This is a genomic window from Brevundimonas sp. FV1ye28, assembly GCF_058681135.1.
On the sequence record NZ_CM178731.1, the window covers coordinates 129,627 to 145,153 of the forward strand.

The following is a 15,527-nucleotide window of genomic DNA, read 5'->3' on the forward strand; positions in this document are numbered from 1 at the left end:
GGACAGCGGATCACGTTCCGATTCCGGCAGACTAAAGCCCAGATTCCTTGACCGACGACAGCTACGAAAACGCCGCACCGCCCGCCGGTTCGGGCGGCTCCGACATTTCCGTGATCACGATCGAGGACGAGCTGAAACGCTCCTACCTCGACTACGCCATGAGCGTGATCGTCTCGCGCGCCCTGCCGGACGCCCGTGATGGGCTGAAGCCGGTTCACCGTCGCATCCTGTATTCGATGCACGATCTGAACATGACGCCGGAGCGGTCGTACTCGAAGTGCGCCCGCGTGGTCGGCGACGTGCTGGGCCGCTTCCACCCGCACGGCGACGCCTCGGTCTATATGGCCCTGGTCCGTATGGCCCAGCCCTTCTCGATGGGTCTGATGCTGGTCGACGGCCAGGGCAATTTCGGCTCGGTCGACGGCGATATGCCGGCCTCCATGCGATACACCGAGGCCAGGATGGCTCCGGCCGCCGTGGCCCTGCTGGCCGATATCGACAAGGACACCGTCGATTTCCAGCCGAACTACGACGAGAAGGAGCTGGAGCCTGTCGTCCTGCCGGCGCGGATTCCGAACCTGCTGGTCAACGGCGCGGGCGGCATCGCCGTCGGCATGGCCACCAACATCCCGCCGCATAACCTGGGCGAGATCGTCGACGCGGCCGTGGCCCTGCTCGACAACCCCAATATTTCCGACGACGCCATCCTGGACATCGTGCCCGGACCGGACTTCCCGACGGGCGGCGAAATCCTGGGCCGCACCGCGCCCCGTAATGCGCTGCGTGACGGTCGCGGCTCGGTCGTCGTGCGCGGCGTCGCCTCGGTCGAGACCATCCGCAAGGATCGCGAAGCCATCGTGGTCACCGAGTTGCCGTTCCAGGTCAACAAACAGACCCTGATCGAGCGCATCGCCGAGATGGTCCGCGAGAAACGCCTTGAGGGCATCTCCGACGTCCGCGACGAGTCCGACCGTCAGGGGATGCGGATCGTCATCGAGCTGAAGCGCGATGCCTCGGGCGACGTGATCCTGAACCAGCTGTGGCGCTATACGGCCATGCAGTCGTCGTTCGGCGTCAACATGCTGGCTCTGAACCACGGCCGCCCGGAGCAGATGGGCCTGCGCAAGATGCTCGAGGTCTTCCTCGAGTTCCGCGAAGAGGTCGTGGTCCGCCGCGTCAAGTTCGAGTTGGCCAAGGCCCGCGACCGCGGCCACGTCCTGGTCGGTCTGGCCGTCGCCGTCGCCAACATCGACGAGGTCATCCACATCATCCGGTCTTCTGCGGACCCCGCAGAAGCGCGTGAACGCCTGCAGGCCAAGTCCTGGCCCGTCGGCGACATGATCGCCCTGGTCGAGCTGATCGCCGATCCGCGCTCCATGCTGATCGACGGCGACAAGCTGAACCTGACCGACGAACAGGCCCGCGCCATTCTGGGCCTGACGCTCAGCCGCCTGACCGGCCTCGGTCGCGACGACATCTTCGGCGAGGCGCGCGGTCTGGCCGATACCATCCAGGGCCACCTGACCATCCTGTCGGACCGCGCCAACATCCTCGCCATCATCCGCGAGGACCTGCTGAAGGTCCGCGCCGAGTTCGCGGTCCCGCGCCGCACCCAGATCGGCGAAGGCGACTTCGAGCTGGAAGACGAGGACCTGATCCCGCGCGAGGACATGGTCGTCACCGTCACCCACGGCGGCTACGTCAAGCGCGTCGCCCTCAACGCCTATCGAACCCAGCATCGCGGCGGCAAGGGCAAGTCCGGCATGACGATGAAGGACGAGGACGCCATCACCGGCGTCTTCTCCGCCTCGACCCACACCCCGGTCCTGTTCTTCGCCACCAACGGCAAGGCCTATAAGCTCAAGGTCTGGCGCCTGCCGCTCGGCGCCCCGACTTCGCGCGGCAAGGCCTTCGTCAACCTGCTGCCGATCGAGCCCGGCGATTCGATCATGAACGTCCTGCCCCTGCCCGAGGACGAGACGACCTGGGGCGACTACGACATCATGTTCGCCACCCGCTCGGGCGACGTGCGCCGGAACAAACTGTCGGACTTCGCCACGGTCAACCGCGCCGGCAAGATCGCGATGAAGCTGGAAGACGGCGACCACATGGTCGGGGTGGCGCTGTGCACTGCCGAGGACGACGTCTTGCTGACCACCTCGGGCGGCCGCGCCATCCGCTTCAAGGCCGATGACGTCCGCGTCTTCAAGGGCCGCGATTCCACCGGCGTGCGCGGTGTCCGCCTGCAAGGCGAAGACGTCGTCATCTCCATGGCCATCCTCGGCCGTGTCGACGCAACGCCTGATGAACGCGCCGCCTATGTGAAGCACGCCAACCTGATGCGGAAAGCCGCCTCGGGCGAGACGGACGAAGACACGGTCGTGGTCGATACGGATGATGAGGCTGAAGCCACGGGCGACGCCGCCCTGTCGGTCGAACGCATCGCCGAACTGGGCGCGGCCGAACAGTTCATCCTGACCGTCACCGACACCGGCTTCGGCAAGCGGTCCTCCGCCTACGAATACCGTCGCACCGGTCGCGGCGGGCAGGGGCTGACGGCCCACGGCCTCGGCGGTCGCGCCGGCACCCGCCTCGCCGCCGCCTTCCCGGTGGAAGAGACGGATGACCTGCTCCTGGTCACCTCCAACGGCCAGATGATCCGCACCCGCGTGGGCCAGGTCCGCATCGTCGGTCGCTCCTCGCAAGGCGTGACCATCTTCCGCACGGCGGAAGGCGAAAAGGTCGTTTCGGTCGAACGCTTGGCCGAGACAGGCGGGGACGAACCCGAGGTCGACACCGATGAGGCCGGCGAGGACTGATCCCTCTCCCGGTGGGAGAGGGCTTGAGGCTCGCAGAGCAAAGCGATGCATCTTCAGCCGAAAGGGTGAGGGGCAGCCCTCACCGGTCAGCGCCAGCCCCTCACCCTTTCGCGCAAGGCTGATCACCTGTCGGCTCTCAGGCGCTCAATCCCTCTCCCACCGGGAGAGGGCAGCGTGACAGACCTCCTCATCGACGGTCTCCCACCGACCGAGGCCGACCTCCACTACCTCGCGGCGGTCAACTACGGCGCCTACACCTCCTTCCGACTGGAGGACGGCGGTGTCCGGGGCCTCGACCTGCATCTGGCCCGCCTCGACGCCTCCGCGATCGAACTCTTTGGCGAACCGCTCGGCGAGGCGCGCCTTCGCGACCTGATCCGTAACGCCGTCGCAGACCGCCGCGACGCCTGGCTCCGCGTCAGCCTGTTCGCGCCGGAGATCCTGCCCCGCAGCCCCTCGGCCGAGGTCCGCCCCAGGGTCATGATCGGTGTCTCCCCGTCGCCATCCCCGCTGGCGACCTCCGTCCGAGCCCAGGTTCGGACCTATGTGCGCGCCGACGCCCACATCAAGCACACCGCCATCTTCCCGCTGATCCGGGCCCGTCGTCTGGCGCGACAGGCCGGCTTCGACGACGCCCTGTTCGCCGATGCGGACGGGTTGATTTCCGAGGGCGCCACCTGGAACATCGGTTTCCTGTCCGGCGACACCGTGACCTGGCCCGAAGCCCCGATGCTGCACGGCGTCGCGAAGGCGCTGATTTCCAGCCGCCTCGCCGAGGTCGGTCTGACCCAGGGCAGCGCCCCCGTCCGACTCGCCGACCTGGCGGCCTTCGACGCCGCCTTCCTGTGCAACAGCGCGACGCCCGCCTGTCCGATCACCGCCATCGGCGACCGGATCTTCGACGCTGCGCCGGCGCGGATCGAGCGCATCGCCAAGGCCTGGGCTTCGAATCGCATACAAGCGATCTGACCCTCTCGCCCTCTTCGCCCGATCGGGAGGGAGAAGACATCGCCGACGACCACTGCTAATCACACCTCGCGGCGGGGAGAAAACGCATGCGTATCGGGCTCTACCCGGGGACCTTCGACCCCGTCACCAACGGCCACATGGACATAATCGGCCGCGCCGTGAAGTTGGTCGACAAGCTGGTCATCGGCGTCGCCCAGAACGACGACAAGGGTCCGCTCTTCTCGACCGCCGAGCGCGTCGAGATGGTCAAGGCCGAGGTCGCGCGGCTGAACGCCGATATCGAGGTCCAGCCCTTCTCGACCCTGCTCATGCATTTCGCCGAGAAGCTGGACGCCAACGTCATCGTGCGCGGCCTGCGCGCCGTCGCGGACTTCGAGTACGAGTTCCAGATGACGGCCATGAACCAGCGCCTCAATGACGACATCGAGACCGTGTTCCTGATGGCCGATCCGCGCCACCAGGCCATCGCCTCGAGACTGGTCAAGGAAATCGCCCGGCTGGACGGAAACATCGAAAGCTTCGTCAGCCCCGCCGTCGCCGCCGCCGTGCGCGCCAGAGTCAAACGCTAGAACGCGTCAAACGCTAAACGCGCCAAACGCCAGAACCGGACCGCCTCAGTTGAAGATCACGCCTTACGCCCTCGCCGCCGTCCTGTCGGTCGTCGCCTCCACCGCCACGGCCCAGACGACCCCGGCTCCTGCCGCCACTGCAGCGACCGCACCCGCGCCTGCCGCAAGCGACTGGCGCACCATTGCGCCCGAAAACCTGCTGGTCATCGACACGGCCAAGGGCCGCATCCTGGTCGAGCTGGACCCGCGCGCGGCCCCCAACCACGTCGTGCGCGTCCGCACCCTGGCGGACCAGGGCTTCTACGACGGGCTGAAGTTCCACCGCGTCATTCCCGGCTTCATGGCCCAGACCGGCGATCCGGAAGGCACGGGGCAGGGCGGTTCGGAGCTGCCGGACCTGGAGCCCGAGTTCACCTTCCGACGGGGTCGCGACGCCGGCTTCGCCAGGATCGAGGGCGGCGCCCCCAGCGCCGTGGTCGGCATAGTCGGCTCCCTTCCAGTGGTGACCCAGCCGGACGCCCAGATGATGGTGACCGCCGATTTCAAGACCGATGCGGGCGGTCTCTTCTGTCCGGGCGTCGCCGGCATGGCCCGCGCCGGCGCCCCCAACAGCGCCAACAGCCAGTTCTTCCTGATGACCGGAAACAACGCCAGTCTGAACGGCCTCTACACCGCCTTCGGCCGCGTGGTCTCCGGCTATGCGGTCGTCGAAAGCCTCAAGACCGGCAGCGAGGCGAACAACGGGGCCGTGACCGACCCTGACGTGATGACCCGCGTCCGCACCGCCGCCGTCCTCCCCGAGGGCGAGCGTCCGACGGTCCGCGTGCTCGATGCCCGCTCCGCCGCCTTCCAGGCCCGCGTGGCCGAGATCCGCGCCCAGCGCGGAAGCGAGTTCACCGTCTGCGACGTGCAGCCGGGGGTCGAAGTCACAGGGGGATGATCATGCGGTTGACGGCTCTGGCGATCGGTCTGGTTCTGGCGGGCGCATCCGCCGTTCAGGCTCAGGAAACGGCGGCCACCGCCCCGGCTCCGGCCGCGTCCGCCGCTGCGGACTGGCGTACCGTCCCCGCCGACGACCTGATGATCATCGACACCAACCGGGGCCGGATCCTGGTCGAGCTGGCCCCCCAGGCCGCGCCCCTGCACGTCGAACGCATGCGGCTTCTGACCCGTCGCGCCTTCTTCGACGGCATCACCTTCCACCGCGTCATCGACGCCTTCATGGCCCAGACCGGCGATCCCCTGGGCAATGGCGAGGGCCAGAGCCCCTATCCCGACCTCAAGGCCGAACTGACCTTCCGGCGCGGTCCCGAGATCCCCTTCACCCCGGTCGCCTCGCCCGCCGGGGCCATGCTTGGCTTCGTCGACAGCCTGCCGGTCCAGACCCAGCCGACGTCCCTGATGGCGACCACAGGCGACGGAAAGGTGCACGGCTGGGGCGCCTATTGCCCCGGGGTCGCCGGCATGGCCCGCGACGATGCGCCCGACAGCGCCAACTCCCAGTTCTTCCTGATGCGCCAGCCCTATCCCGCGCTGGACAAGCGCTACACCGTCTGGGGCAATGTGGTGTCGGGCCTCGATGTCGTGCGCGCCATCAAGGTCGGCGACGGCGACAACGGCGCGGTCACCGCCGATCCCGATCGCATGATCCGCGTCCGCATCGCCTCGGATCTGCCCGAGGCCGAACGGCCCGTGGTTCAGGTGCTGGACACGGCCTCGGCGGCCTTCCGCACCCTGGCCGAGAGCGTGCGCACCGCGCGCGGCGCGGACTTCTCGATCTGCGACATCACCCTGCCGGTTCAGGTCTCGGGCGCGCCGGCCCCCGCCGTCTGACCCCCACGCCCCCGACCGCGACGCCGCCGCTGGGGTTTTCGGGCTTCCCGCATCTGCTGCAGCAATAGACCTTCGCGCAGGCCCCTGTCGGCGACGCGCACCCGCTCGCTGGGCCAGGCCCGCTGCACGGCATCCAGGATCGCGGCCCCCGCCAGGACCAGATCGGCCCGGTCAGGCCCGATGCAGGATTCCGCCGCCCGACCCTTCGGCCCCATCGCCTTCAGCCGCTCGGCCGCCGCGTCGCATTCGGTCCGCGTCATCCACAGCCCGTCGACCAGATCGCGTTGATAGCGCCTCAGCTTCAGATGCACCCCCGCCAGACTGGTGATCGCGCCGGACGTCCCCACCAGATGCCCCCTGCCGGCGGCGAACAGGCTGCGGAACTCGGTGTCGTCGAACGTCCCTGCCGCCAAGGCCGCGCTCATGTCTGCGACCATGGCCTCGTACCAGGCCTCGCCCGAGTCTGCCGGCTCGGGGTGCCGCTCGGCCAGGGTCACGACGCCCAGCGGCGCCGACATCCAGGCGACCGTCTTCATCTCCGCCCCCGACTTTCTCAGCCAGGACAGTTCCGTCGATCCCCCGCCCACGTCGATGACCAGCACCGCCTCCGCGTTCGGATCGAACAGGTTCAGACACCCCTCCACCGACAGCCTGGCCTCTTCCGCCGGATCGATGATGCGCAGCTTCAGTCCGGTTCCGCGCCTCACCCGATCGATGAAGGCCTGGCCGTTCTCGGCCTGACGGCAGGCCTGTGTGGCGACGGCGCTGAGCCGGACCGAATCGACGCCGCGTCGCACCACCCGCTCGGCGCACAGGGCCAGGGCGTCGTAGGCCCGGTCCATCGCCGCATCGTCGAGCCGCCCGGTCCGCGACAGGCCCTCGCCCAGCCTGACGATGCGACTGAAGCTGTCGACCACGCGGAAACCCGATCGCGCCGGACGCGCGATCAGCAGGCGACAGTTGTTGGTCCCCAGATCCAGCGCACCGAACACGGGACCGTCACGACCTGACAGATCCCGCATGGACGCCCTCTGGACCCGGGACCGCTCGTCGCGCCGCCGTGGCGCGCCGTCGGGTTCCGGCATGGGCCGAACTTTCATGTGGGCGCAGCCGAACCGGGCGCCCGTCCTGACCAACCTAGTCCGCCGATGCGATCCGCGCCAAGCCTATCTGACGCGAAGATGAACGGGACCACACGCATACGGCTCAGGTGGGCGGTCGTATCTCTCCATGATGACCCAGTCCCAGACAGCGAAATTCGGCCTCGGCCAGATCGTGCGTCACCGTCAGGAAAGCTTCCGCGGCGTGGTCGTCGATGTCGACGCCGCCTACGCCGGTCCTGCCGAAGAGCCGGGCCCGCACGACCGTAACCAGCCCTTCTATCGAATCCTCGCCATGGGGATCGATTCCGGCTTCCTGGTCTATGCGGCCGAGAACGTTCTCGAGCACGATCCGGACGTCGCGCCCCTGTCGCCCGACGAACAGTCCCGCTGGTTCGCCGTGGACGGCCACGGCCGCATCGCGCCGCGTGCTCAGCCGATTCATTGACGGGGACCTGCCTGCACGACCGATGCGCGACCTTTTCGTTGGCGCTAGGCGACAAGGATGTCGTTGGCTCCCGGCCGCCGGGGTTCTAGACTGGCGGTCCAAGGAGTGCGGCATGGCTGATTTCGAACACGTCTTTCAAACCCCGCCCGAAGGCGCGGCGGCGGACTGGACCATTTCGCAGAACTGGCGTGCCTATACCCAGGTCGAGCACGACACCTGGGACACCCTCTATGCCCGCCAGATGGACATCCTGCCGGGCCGCGCCTCCGACGCCTTCATGAAGGGGCTGAAGGCGCTGGACCTGAACACCGGCGGCATTCCCGACTTCGCCCTGATGAACCCCAAGCTGAAGGCCCTGACCGGCTGGACCGTGGTCTGCGTGCCCGGCCTGGTGCCGGACGAGGTCTTCTTCGACCACCTCGCCAACCGCCGCTTCCCGTCGGGCCAGTTCATCCGGAAGCCCGACCAGCTGGACTACCTGCAGGAGCCGGACATCTTCCACGACGTCTTCGGCCACGTCCCCATGCTGACCGACCCCGATTTCGCCGACTACATGCAGGCCTATGGCAAGGGCGGCCAGCGCGCCCAGAGCCTTGGAATGCTCAAGAACCTCGCCCGCCTTTACTGGTACACGGTCGAGTTCGGCCTGATGGACGAGGGCGACGGCCTGCGCATCTACGGCGCAGGCATCGTCTCTTCGGCGTCTGAAAGCGTCTTCGCCGTGGAGGACCCGTCGCCGAACCGCATCGCCTTCGATCTGGAGCGGATCATGCGGACCGACTACCGCATCGACGACTTCCAGCAGGTCTATTTCGTCATCCCCTCGATCGAGGCCCTCAACGACGCGACGCTCGAGGATTTCGGCCCGATCTACGACCGCCTGAAGGGCGCGACCGACATCGGCATCGAGGCCATCCAGCCCTACGACCGGGTTATCACCCAGGGCACCCAGGACTATGCCCACAAGGGCGGAAGGTTCGCAGCATGACCCGCACCATCACCCTGGTCCTGATCGCCGGCCTGGCTGTGTCATCCGCCGCCTGCACGGAGTCGAAACGGGCCCGCAACGCCGCGACCTGGGGCGACAAGCCCGCCGACATCACCTGCTGGACCTATGGGACCGAGACCTTCTCCGGCCGCTCGACGGGCAAGGTCGAGTACAGCGACGAGGGTCGCCTCGCCTTCGTCGACGCCGCCAACGGCCGCTACACGACCGTCGATGGCGAATGCCGCGTTGTCTATCTGGCCGATGGCGAGGAGACGGCGGCGGTGCCCGCGCCGGTCCCGCCGCAACAGCCCACCAGCACGCCCACTCAATAACTCTCCGTGCACCCCGGCGAAGGCCGGGGTCCAGTTGGCGAACACGGTGTCTGGGTCGGACGACACGGCGCTAAATCCCAGTCGCCTCAATCCGTGATCTGGACCCCGGCCTTCGCCGGGGTGCACGGATGAGTTTCAATCCTCTGCGATCAGACTCTTCGCCTTCGTATCCCGCATCAGGACGTAGGTGATCAGCGAGATCCCGATCATCCCCGTGACGTACCAGAAATACAGGCTCTCGCGCCCGTCCAGCTTGAACCAGAGGGCGACGTATTCGGCCGTGCCGCCGAAGGTCGCATTGGCGATGGCATAGGGCAGGGCGACGCCCAGCGCCCGGATATGGGCGGGGAACAACTCGGCCTTCACCACGGCATTGATGGCCGTATAGCCCGACACGATCACCAGCGCCGTCAGTGACAGGCCGAACGCGACGAACGCATTGTCGGTCACCGCCAGCGCAGTCATGATCGGCACCGTCAGGAACAACCCCAGCACCCCGAAGGCGATCATCACGGGCTTCCGGCCGATCCGGTCCGACAGCGCCCCGACCAGCGGCTGGATCAGCATGAAGATCAGCAGCGCCGCCGCCGAAATCTCGGTTGCCTGAGCCTTGGAGAAGCCCGAAGTGTTGGTCAGGAATTTCTGCAGATAGGTGGTGTAGGTATAGAAGGCGAGCGTTCCCCCGGCCGTCAGCCCGATGACGATCAGCGCCTCCTTCGGATGACGCAGCACCAGTTCCAGCGCGCTCGATTTCGGCGCGGCGCGCGTCTCTTCCGACTGGAAGGCCCGCGTTTCGTCCAGACCCCGACGCAGCCAGAAGACGATCACCGCCAGCGCCGCCCCGAAGAAGAACGGGATACGCCACGCCCACTCCGACAGCGCCGCCTCGCCCAGCGTCCGCTGCAGGACGATCAGCAGGGCCAGCGCCAACAGCTGCCCCGAGATCAGCGTCACATACTGGAAACTCGACCAGAAGCCGCGATGCTTCGCCGTCGCCATCTCCGACAGATAGGTGGCGCTGGACCCGTACTCCCCGCCGACGCTCAACCCCTGCATCATGCGAGCGATCAGCAGCAGGGCGGGCGCCGCGATGCCGATGGTCGCATAGCCGGGGGTCACCGCGATCAGAAGCGACCCCGCGCACATCAGACTAACCGACAGGGTCAGTCCGGCCTTGCGCCCCTTCCGGTCGGCGTAGATCCCCATCACCCAAGCGCCGATGGGCCGCATCAGGAAGCCGACCGCGAAGATGGCGGCGGTGCTCAACAACTGCGCGGTCGAGTCGCCCTTCGGGAAGAAGACCGGTGCGAAATACAGGGTGAAGGCCGCATAGGCGTACCAGTCGAACCACTCGACCAGATTGCCGGCCGATCCGCCGATGATGTTCCTCAGGCGGCGGGCAGGGGTCATAGAGAGTTCGGTCAATCCAACCTCCGTGCACCCCGGCGCAGGCCGGGGTCCAGATTACAGACTCAGTCGGTTGGGATCAGACACCGGATCGCCTCGCCGAGGACAGTCTTTTCCATCTGGATCCTGGCTTCCTCCGCGATGCACGGTGAACGACGGACATTTACCTCATCGAAATCGACTTAAGGTTGTATGCAGCGTCCGCCTCTGCGGTCTCGGAGGCCGCCGTGGCGAACATCGACCAGACCTTCGCCGCCACCCAGGCTCCGCCCAGCCTGCGCCGCGACGCCGTCTCCGCCTGGTGGCGCACCGGCATGGCCACGCGTCTGAAGCGTCGCCGCATCGAGATCATGGGCCGCATCCTCGGCATCGACTTCTTCGACGGCCCCGGCCTGTCGATCTGCGACGTCGGCTGCGGCTCGGGCAAGGATTTCATCCGCCCGCTCGCCGACACGCCCCATCGTCTGGCCGGCGTCGATGTCGTCGACGTCGACCTCCAGCAACCCAACTTCCAGTTCATCCAGTCCGACGCCGCCCGCATCGACGTCCCCGACGGCCTCTACGACCTCGCCGTCAGCTTCGGCGTCCTCGAGCACATCGAGCCTATGGAGCATCTGTGCGAGGTCGTCTCCGAGATCCGCCGCATCTCGAAACGGTTCGCCGTCGTCGTTCCCTGCGTCTCGACCCGGCTGGAGCCCCATGTCTTGAAGTTCGGCTGGCCGCTCCAGCCGGTCCGCGAACGGATCGACATCAACTACCTGTCCGACCAGGCCTGGCTGAAGTTCGCGGGCTTCTCGGAGGCGAAGACCTACCGCTTCGACTACGTCCCCGGCCTCATCACCAACCTGTTGATCGTGGGTTAGGGCTACTCTTTCAACCGTGCACCCCGGCGAAGGCCGGGGTCCAGACAGCGGACTCGGTCGTCAGAGCAGAGAGCCAAGACGCTCATCCCGGCCATCGCCGGGGTGCACGGAGGGGATGGCTTGGCCTTCAGGTTCGCTGGAACGGATAAAACCCAGACCCCAATCCCAGGATGCCCGTCAACTCATCCAGCGCCCCCCGGCTCTCGTCCAGCAGGGCCGGATCCATCAGGTCCTTCGGCGCGAGCACATCGCGATACCAGGTCGTCGCCCAGACGCTCAGCGCCCCGTGCAGTTCCTCGGTCAGCCGCATGTCCGGGTTCGTCGCCGCCAGCTCCTCCTCCGTCAGCACGACCCTCAGCCTCAGACACGCCGGCCCGCCGCCGTTCCGCATCGACTGGCGCACATCGACATACTCGACCCGCCCGATCGGCCCGTTCGACGCGACCAACCCCTGCGCCACCGCATGCGCCCGCCCATTGTCCCGCGTCTCCGTCGGACAGATCAGCGTCAGCCGATCCTCGCCCGGCAGGCTGACCAGCATCGAGTTGAACAGATAGGACGAAATCGCATCGGCCAGCGGCAGGTCGGCGTCCGACACCTCCACGAAGACCGGCTCGAACCCTTTCGCCGCCGCCCGGATCGCGGCGTGGGTCCCGGCCGTGTCCTCGAACGCCAGCTCATGATGGAACAGCGTCTCCAGCGCCCCGACGCAGACCACGTCATTGTGGAAGGTCCCGCCCGCGATCGCCGCTCGCGACTGCTGGGCCAGCACCGCACCACTCGCCCCATGCCGTCGCGCCACGGCCTCCGACGCCTGCCGCGTCTGCCGGGCAGGGTAGGGCCCCTCCCACGGCTCGAAGGCGTCCCGTCCCCAGACCAGCAGGTTCACACCGGTCGCACCATGCTCCGCGCACAGCCGCACATGGTTCGCCGCTCCCTCGTCGGCCAGATGCGCCACCGGCCACAGGGCGTCGTGCACCGCGAACCGCTCGCGGTCCGGGAACAGCGCCTCCAGCGCCCGCTTCGTCTGCGCATGCTCCAGCGACCGATGCAGGTTCGTATGCAGGTTTGCCGGCGTGAAATGCACCCGCCCGTCCGCGCTGTCCGCCGAGGGCGTCACCGTCGCCGCATTGGCCGCCCACATCGGCGAGGCGGAACAGGCCGCCGCCGCGAAAGTCGGCGCGTCCTTCCAGGCTTTCGCCAGCACCTCGCCGTCCGATCCGCCGAACCCCAGCCCGCGCAGGAATGTCATGTCCGGCCGCTCGTGCGGCGGCAGGACGAACTGCGGCAGACCCAGGTCCGCCAGCCGCTTCATCTTGTCGAGCCCCTGCAGCACGGCGGCGCGTGGGTTCGACGCCTGCCCCGCATTCAGGCTCGCCGCCAGGTTCCCCGGCGACAGCCCCGCATAGGAATGCGTCGGCCCGATCAGCCCGTCGGCGTTGGCTTCAGTCGCTTTCACGCCCTTCTCCCCTTGGGGGAGAAGGTGGCTCGCGAAGCGAGACGGATGAGGGGGCTGCCAGATACGAGGCCAATCGTCGGATGGGTCGTTCGCGTGAACAGCCCCCTCATCCGACCCTGACGGGCCACCTTCTCCCCCGAGGGGAGAAGGGTCACGCCCTCAACCCCTTGATCTCGCCCTCGATATTCTTCACCGCCCCCGCCTCGAAGCTGGCGACCGGGTAGGCGCAGTAGTCGGCGGCGTACCAGGCGCTCGGCCGGTGGTTGCCGCTGTCGCCCAGCCCCCCGAAGGGCATGTCTCCCGCCGCCCCGGTGGTCGGCCGGTTGAAGTTCACCACCCCCGCCCGGATTCTCCGGATGAACCGCTCCCAGTTCTTCGGATCGTCCGATACCAGACCCGCCGACAGCCCGTACCGCGTGGCATTGGCCGCCTCGATCGCCGCCTCGAACGAGCTCACCCGCGTCACCGACAGGAAGGGCGCGAACATCTCCTCGTCGGGCACCTCCACGCCGGTCACGTCGATGATCGCCGGCTTCACGAAGGCCCCCGGCAGGTTCGCCACCGGCCCGGACGCCCGGATCACCTTCGCCCCCAGATCGATCCGCTGCTGCAAGGCCGCCAGCGCCTGTTCCGCCGCCCGCTGCGAAATCAGCGGCCCGCCATAGGGCTCCGGCGTCTGATCCCACGCGCCGAAGATCAACCGGTCCACCAGCGCATCCACCGCCGCCACGATCGCATCGCCCGCCGCGCCCTCCGGCACGATCAGCCGCCGCGCGCACGAACACCGCTGCCCTGTCGTCACGAACGCCGACTGCACCACGATCCCCGCCACGGCCTCCGCATCCGCCGCGTCCCAGACCACCAGCGGATTGTTGCCCCCCAGCTCGAGCGCCAGGATCACATGCGGATTGTCCGCAAACTTCCGCCGGAAATGCGCCCCCGCCGCGCCCGATCCGGTGAACATCAGCGCGTCGATCTTCTGGTCCAGCAGCGCCGCCCCGACGTCCCGCCCGCCCTGCACCAGGTTGAACACCCCGGCCGGCAGCCCGGCTTCCTCAAGACATTCCGCCATCAGCTGACCCGTATGCGGCGTCTCCTCCGAAGGCTTGAACACCACCGTGTCCCCCGCCAGCAGGGCCGGCACGATATGGCCGTTGGGCAGGTGTCCGGGGAAGTTGAACGGCCCCAGCACCGCCGCCACCCCATGCGGCCGATGCCTCAGGGTCGCCGACCCGAACGCCGTCTCCGCCGTCCGCTCGCCGGTCCGTTCGTCATAGGCGCGGATCGAGATATCGACCTTGCCCGCCATGGACCCCAGCTCGGCCGTGGTCTCCCACAACGCCTTGCCGGTCTCGCGGCTGATCGCCTCGGCAAAGGCCGGCGCCCGCGCCTTCAGCACCGCCTGATACCGCTTCATCGCCGCGATCCGTTCGGCGCGCGCCCGATCCGCCCAGTCGGGGAAGGCCGCCCGCGCCGCCTGGACCGCCGCCCCGACCTGGGCCCCCGATGCCGCGTTCCCGCGCCAGATCCGCGCCTCCGTCGCCGGATCGAACGAGGCGAACCCGTCGCCCGCGCCCTCCACCCAGGCGCCGTTCAGAAACAGTTTGCCGTCGCTCATGATTTCACTCTCACGATGTCGCCCGCCCGCACCTTCAGCGCGGCGGCCGTCTCTGCGGTCAGATGCACGCTGTCACCCTCGATCGCCGCCTTGGCCCGCACCGCCCGGAACGCCTCCACGCTGTCGGTCGAAACCAGCGCCGGCAACTCCGCCTCGAACTCCTCCGTCACCAAGACCGACAACCGCCGCGCATCCCGCACCGTGCGGATATGATCCCTCGGACAGGTCACCGTCGGCCCGGCGTCAAAGATGTCCACCAGCCCGTTCGGCCGGAAGCCTTCGCTTTCCAGCAACGCCATCGCCGCCACCCCTTGCGGATGCACCTTGCCGATCACCGCCCGCGCCGCCTCGGGCAACAGGTCGACATAGATCGGATGGCGCGGCGCCAGGTCGAGGATGAACTGCTTGTCCGTCGACCCCGTCATCATGTCCGCCTGGTCGAACGGCATGGGGAAGAATTTATGCGCCACATGGTCCCAGAACGGACAGGCGCCGTCGGGCGTGAACACCCCGCGCAGCTCGGCCAGCACCGTCTCGGCGAACAGGTCCGGCTGCGCCCCGATCAGCATGTAGCGCGACTGGCTCAGCAACCGCCCCGCGCCGCCTTTGCGCCGATCCGCCTTGAGGAACAGCGACCCCACCTCGGTCCAGCCCGAGCATTCGTTGACCAGGGTCAGGGTCTGGTGATCCATCCGGATGCCCAGCGACGGCGACTGCGCCGGGTTGTTGGCGATGCGGAACGAAAAGAACGGCCGCTTCAGACCCACCGTCGCCTTGACGCTGGCGATGCCGTCGACGTCGCCGGTGTCGGTCTCCTCCATCATCAGGGTGAACCAGCGTTCCTGTGCCGGCAGCACCCCGGTGAAGCTGTCGCGGCTGACGTCGAGCCGCTCGGACAGCTGATCCGGATCCTCGGGCAGGCTGGTGAACCCCGGCCCCGACAGGATGGCCAGCTCCAGCAGGTGATCGAGATCGGCCGGACCGGCAGGACGAACGACGAGCATCAGCAAATCACTCCCACTACCTCTTCGTCATCCTCCGGCGAGCGCAGCGAGACCGGGGGACGCAGCGGCGCGCGAGAGCGCGAACCTTTCGCGGACACAGCGTGCCTGAACGGATCGC

14 protein-coding genes are annotated in these 15,527 nt (G+C 67.9%); 9 read left to right on the forward strand and 5 right to left on the reverse strand.

Annotated features, from left to right (window positions below):
• Nucleotides 1-47: 47 nt before the first annotated feature.
• The 5 genes from gyrA (at nucleotide 48) to ACW171_RS00660 (ending at nucleotide 6,190) form a co-directional block, all read left to right on the forward strand.
• Nucleotides 48-2,819 (forward strand): DNA gyrase subunit A, encoded by a 2,772-nt coding sequence (gyrA, locus tag ACW171_RS00640; RefSeq protein ID WP_492094978.1) that lies wholly within the window; start codon nucleotides 48-50, stop codon nucleotides 2,817-2,819.
• Nucleotides 2,820-2,993: 174 nt separating this feature from the next.
• Nucleotides 2,994-3,788: an aminotransferase class IV gene (locus tag ACW171_RS00645; protein ID WP_492094980.1), complete on the forward strand. Its 795-nt coding sequence runs from the start codon at nucleotides 2,994-2,996 to the stop codon at nucleotides 3,786-3,788.
• Between the two features lie 86 nt (nucleotides 3,789-3,874).
• Entirely contained in the window at nucleotides 3,875-4,357 is a 483-nt protein-coding gene (gene coaD, locus ACW171_RS00650) for a pantetheine-phosphate adenylyltransferase (RefSeq protein ID WP_492094981.1), read from the forward strand.
• 49 nt (nucleotides 4,358-4,406) lie between these two features.
• Nucleotides 4,407-5,297, forward strand: coding sequence for a peptidylprolyl isomerase (locus ACW171_RS00655; protein WP_492094983.1), 891 nt, complete (start codon nucleotides 4,407-4,409; stop codon nucleotides 5,295-5,297).
• Nucleotides 5,294-6,190: a peptidylprolyl isomerase gene (locus ACW171_RS00660; protein WP_492094985.1), complete on the forward strand. Its 897-nt coding sequence runs from the start codon at nucleotides 5,294-5,296 to the stop codon at nucleotides 6,188-6,190. The genes ACW171_RS00655 and ACW171_RS00660 overlap by 4 nt, the downstream gene beginning before the upstream one ends.
• Here ACW171_RS00660 and ACW171_RS00665 read toward each other — a convergent pair.
• Nucleotides 6,157-7,275: a Ppx/GppA phosphatase family protein gene (locus ACW171_RS00665; RefSeq protein WP_492094987.1), complete on the reverse strand. Its 1,119-nt coding sequence runs from the start codon at nucleotides 7,273-7,275 to the stop codon at nucleotides 6,157-6,159. The two genes, ACW171_RS00660 and ACW171_RS00665, sit on opposite strands and share 34 nt — an antisense overlap.
• A gap of 148 nt (nucleotides 7,276-7,423) precedes the next feature.
• Between ACW171_RS00665 and hspQ the strand changes: the two genes are divergently transcribed.
• The 3 genes from hspQ (at nucleotide 7,424) to ACW171_RS00680 (ending at nucleotide 9,058) form a co-directional block, all read left to right on the forward strand.
• On the forward strand, nucleotides 7,424-7,738 hold the full coding sequence (hspQ, locus tag ACW171_RS00670) for a heat shock protein HspQ (RefSeq protein ID WP_492094989.1): 315 nt from the start codon (nucleotides 7,424-7,426) through the stop codon (nucleotides 7,736-7,738).
• A gap of 112 nt (nucleotides 7,739-7,850) precedes the next feature.
• Nucleotides 7,851-8,726, forward strand: a complete 876-nt coding sequence (gene phhA, locus ACW171_RS00675) for a phenylalanine 4-monooxygenase (protein WP_492094991.1) — start codon at nucleotides 7,851-7,853, stop codon at nucleotides 8,724-8,726.
• Complete coding sequence (locus ACW171_RS00680; RefSeq protein WP_492094993.1) at nucleotides 8,723-9,058, forward strand: hypothetical protein; 336 nt, start codon at nucleotides 8,723-8,725, stop codon at nucleotides 9,056-9,058. Before phhA ends, ACW171_RS00680 begins: the two co-directional genes overlap by 4 nt.
• Before the next feature lie 135 nt (nucleotides 9,059-9,193).
• Here ACW171_RS00680 and ACW171_RS00685 read toward each other — a convergent pair whose 3' ends face one another.
• Entirely contained in the window at nucleotides 9,194-10,468 is a 1,275-nt protein-coding gene (locus ACW171_RS00685; protein ID WP_492096567.1) for an MFS transporter, read from the reverse strand.
• Between the two features lie 224 nt (nucleotides 10,469-10,692).
• Here ACW171_RS00685 and ACW171_RS00690 point away from each other — a divergent pair, with 224 nt between their 5' ends.
• Nucleotides 10,693-11,328 carry a class I SAM-dependent methyltransferase gene (locus tag ACW171_RS00690; RefSeq protein ID WP_492094995.1) on the forward strand — a complete coding sequence of 212 codons (636 nt, stop codon included), beginning with the start codon at nucleotides 10,693-10,695 and terminating at the stop codon, nucleotides 11,326-11,328.
• Nucleotides 11,329-11,455: 127 nt separating this feature from the next.
• Here the strand turns inward: ACW171_RS00690 and astB are convergent, their stop codons facing one another.
• From astB to ACW171_RS00705, 3 genes are all read right to left on the reverse strand, one after another.
• A complete protein-coding gene (gene astB / locus ACW171_RS00695) occupies nucleotides 11,456-12,787 on the reverse strand; it encodes an N-succinylarginine dihydrolase (protein ID WP_492094997.1) in 1,332 nt (443 codons plus the stop codon).
• 151 nt (nucleotides 12,788-12,938) lie between these two features.
• Nucleotides 12,939-14,405, reverse strand: a complete 1,467-nt coding sequence (gene astD / locus ACW171_RS00700; protein WP_492094998.1) for a succinylglutamate-semialdehyde dehydrogenase — start codon at nucleotides 14,403-14,405, stop codon at nucleotides 12,939-12,941.
• Nucleotides 14,402-15,409, reverse strand: coding sequence for an arginine N-succinyltransferase (locus ACW171_RS00705; protein WP_492095000.1), 1,008 nt, complete (start codon nucleotides 15,407-15,409; stop codon nucleotides 14,402-14,404). The genes astD and ACW171_RS00705 overlap by 4 nt, the downstream gene beginning before the upstream one ends.
• Nucleotides 15,410-15,527: the final 118 nt, after the last annotated feature.

Excerpts from the sequence above, each read along its gene's own strand:
- astD (WP_492094998.1), bottom strand. The coding sequence starts at position 14,405 with ATGAGCGACGGCAAACTGTTTCTGAACGGCGCCTGGGTGGAGGGCGCG.
- ACW171_RS00665 (WP_492094987.1), bottom strand. The coding sequence starts at position 7,275 with ATGCCGGAACCCGACGGCGCGCCACGGCGGCGCGACGAGCGGTCCCGG.
- phhA (WP_492094991.1), top strand. The coding sequence starts at position 7,851 with ATGGCTGATTTCGAACACGTCTTTCAAACCCCGCCCGAAGGCGCGGCG.
- coaD (WP_492094981.1), top strand. The coding sequence starts at position 3,875 with ATGCGTATCGGGCTCTACCCGGGGACCTTCGACCCCGTCACCAACGGC.
- ACW171_RS00705 (WP_492095000.1), bottom strand. The coding sequence starts at position 15,409 with ATGCTCGTCGTTCGTCCTGCCGGTCCGGCCGATCTCGATCACCTGCTG.
- ACW171_RS00660 (WP_492094985.1), top strand. The coding sequence starts at position 5,294 with ATGATCATGCGGTTGACGGCTCTGGCGATCGGTCTGGTTCTGGCGGGC.
- hspQ (WP_492094989.1), top strand. The coding sequence starts at position 7,424 with ATGACCCAGTCCCAGACAGCGAAATTCGGCCTCGGCCAGATCGTGCGT.
- ACW171_RS00685 (WP_492096567.1), bottom strand. The coding sequence starts at position 10,468 with ATGACCCCTGCCCGCCGCCTGAGGAACATCATCGGCGGATCGGCCGGC.
- ACW171_RS00680 (WP_492094993.1), top strand. The coding sequence starts at position 8,723 with ATGACCCGCACCATCACCCTGGTCCTGATCGCCGGCCTGGCTGTGTCA.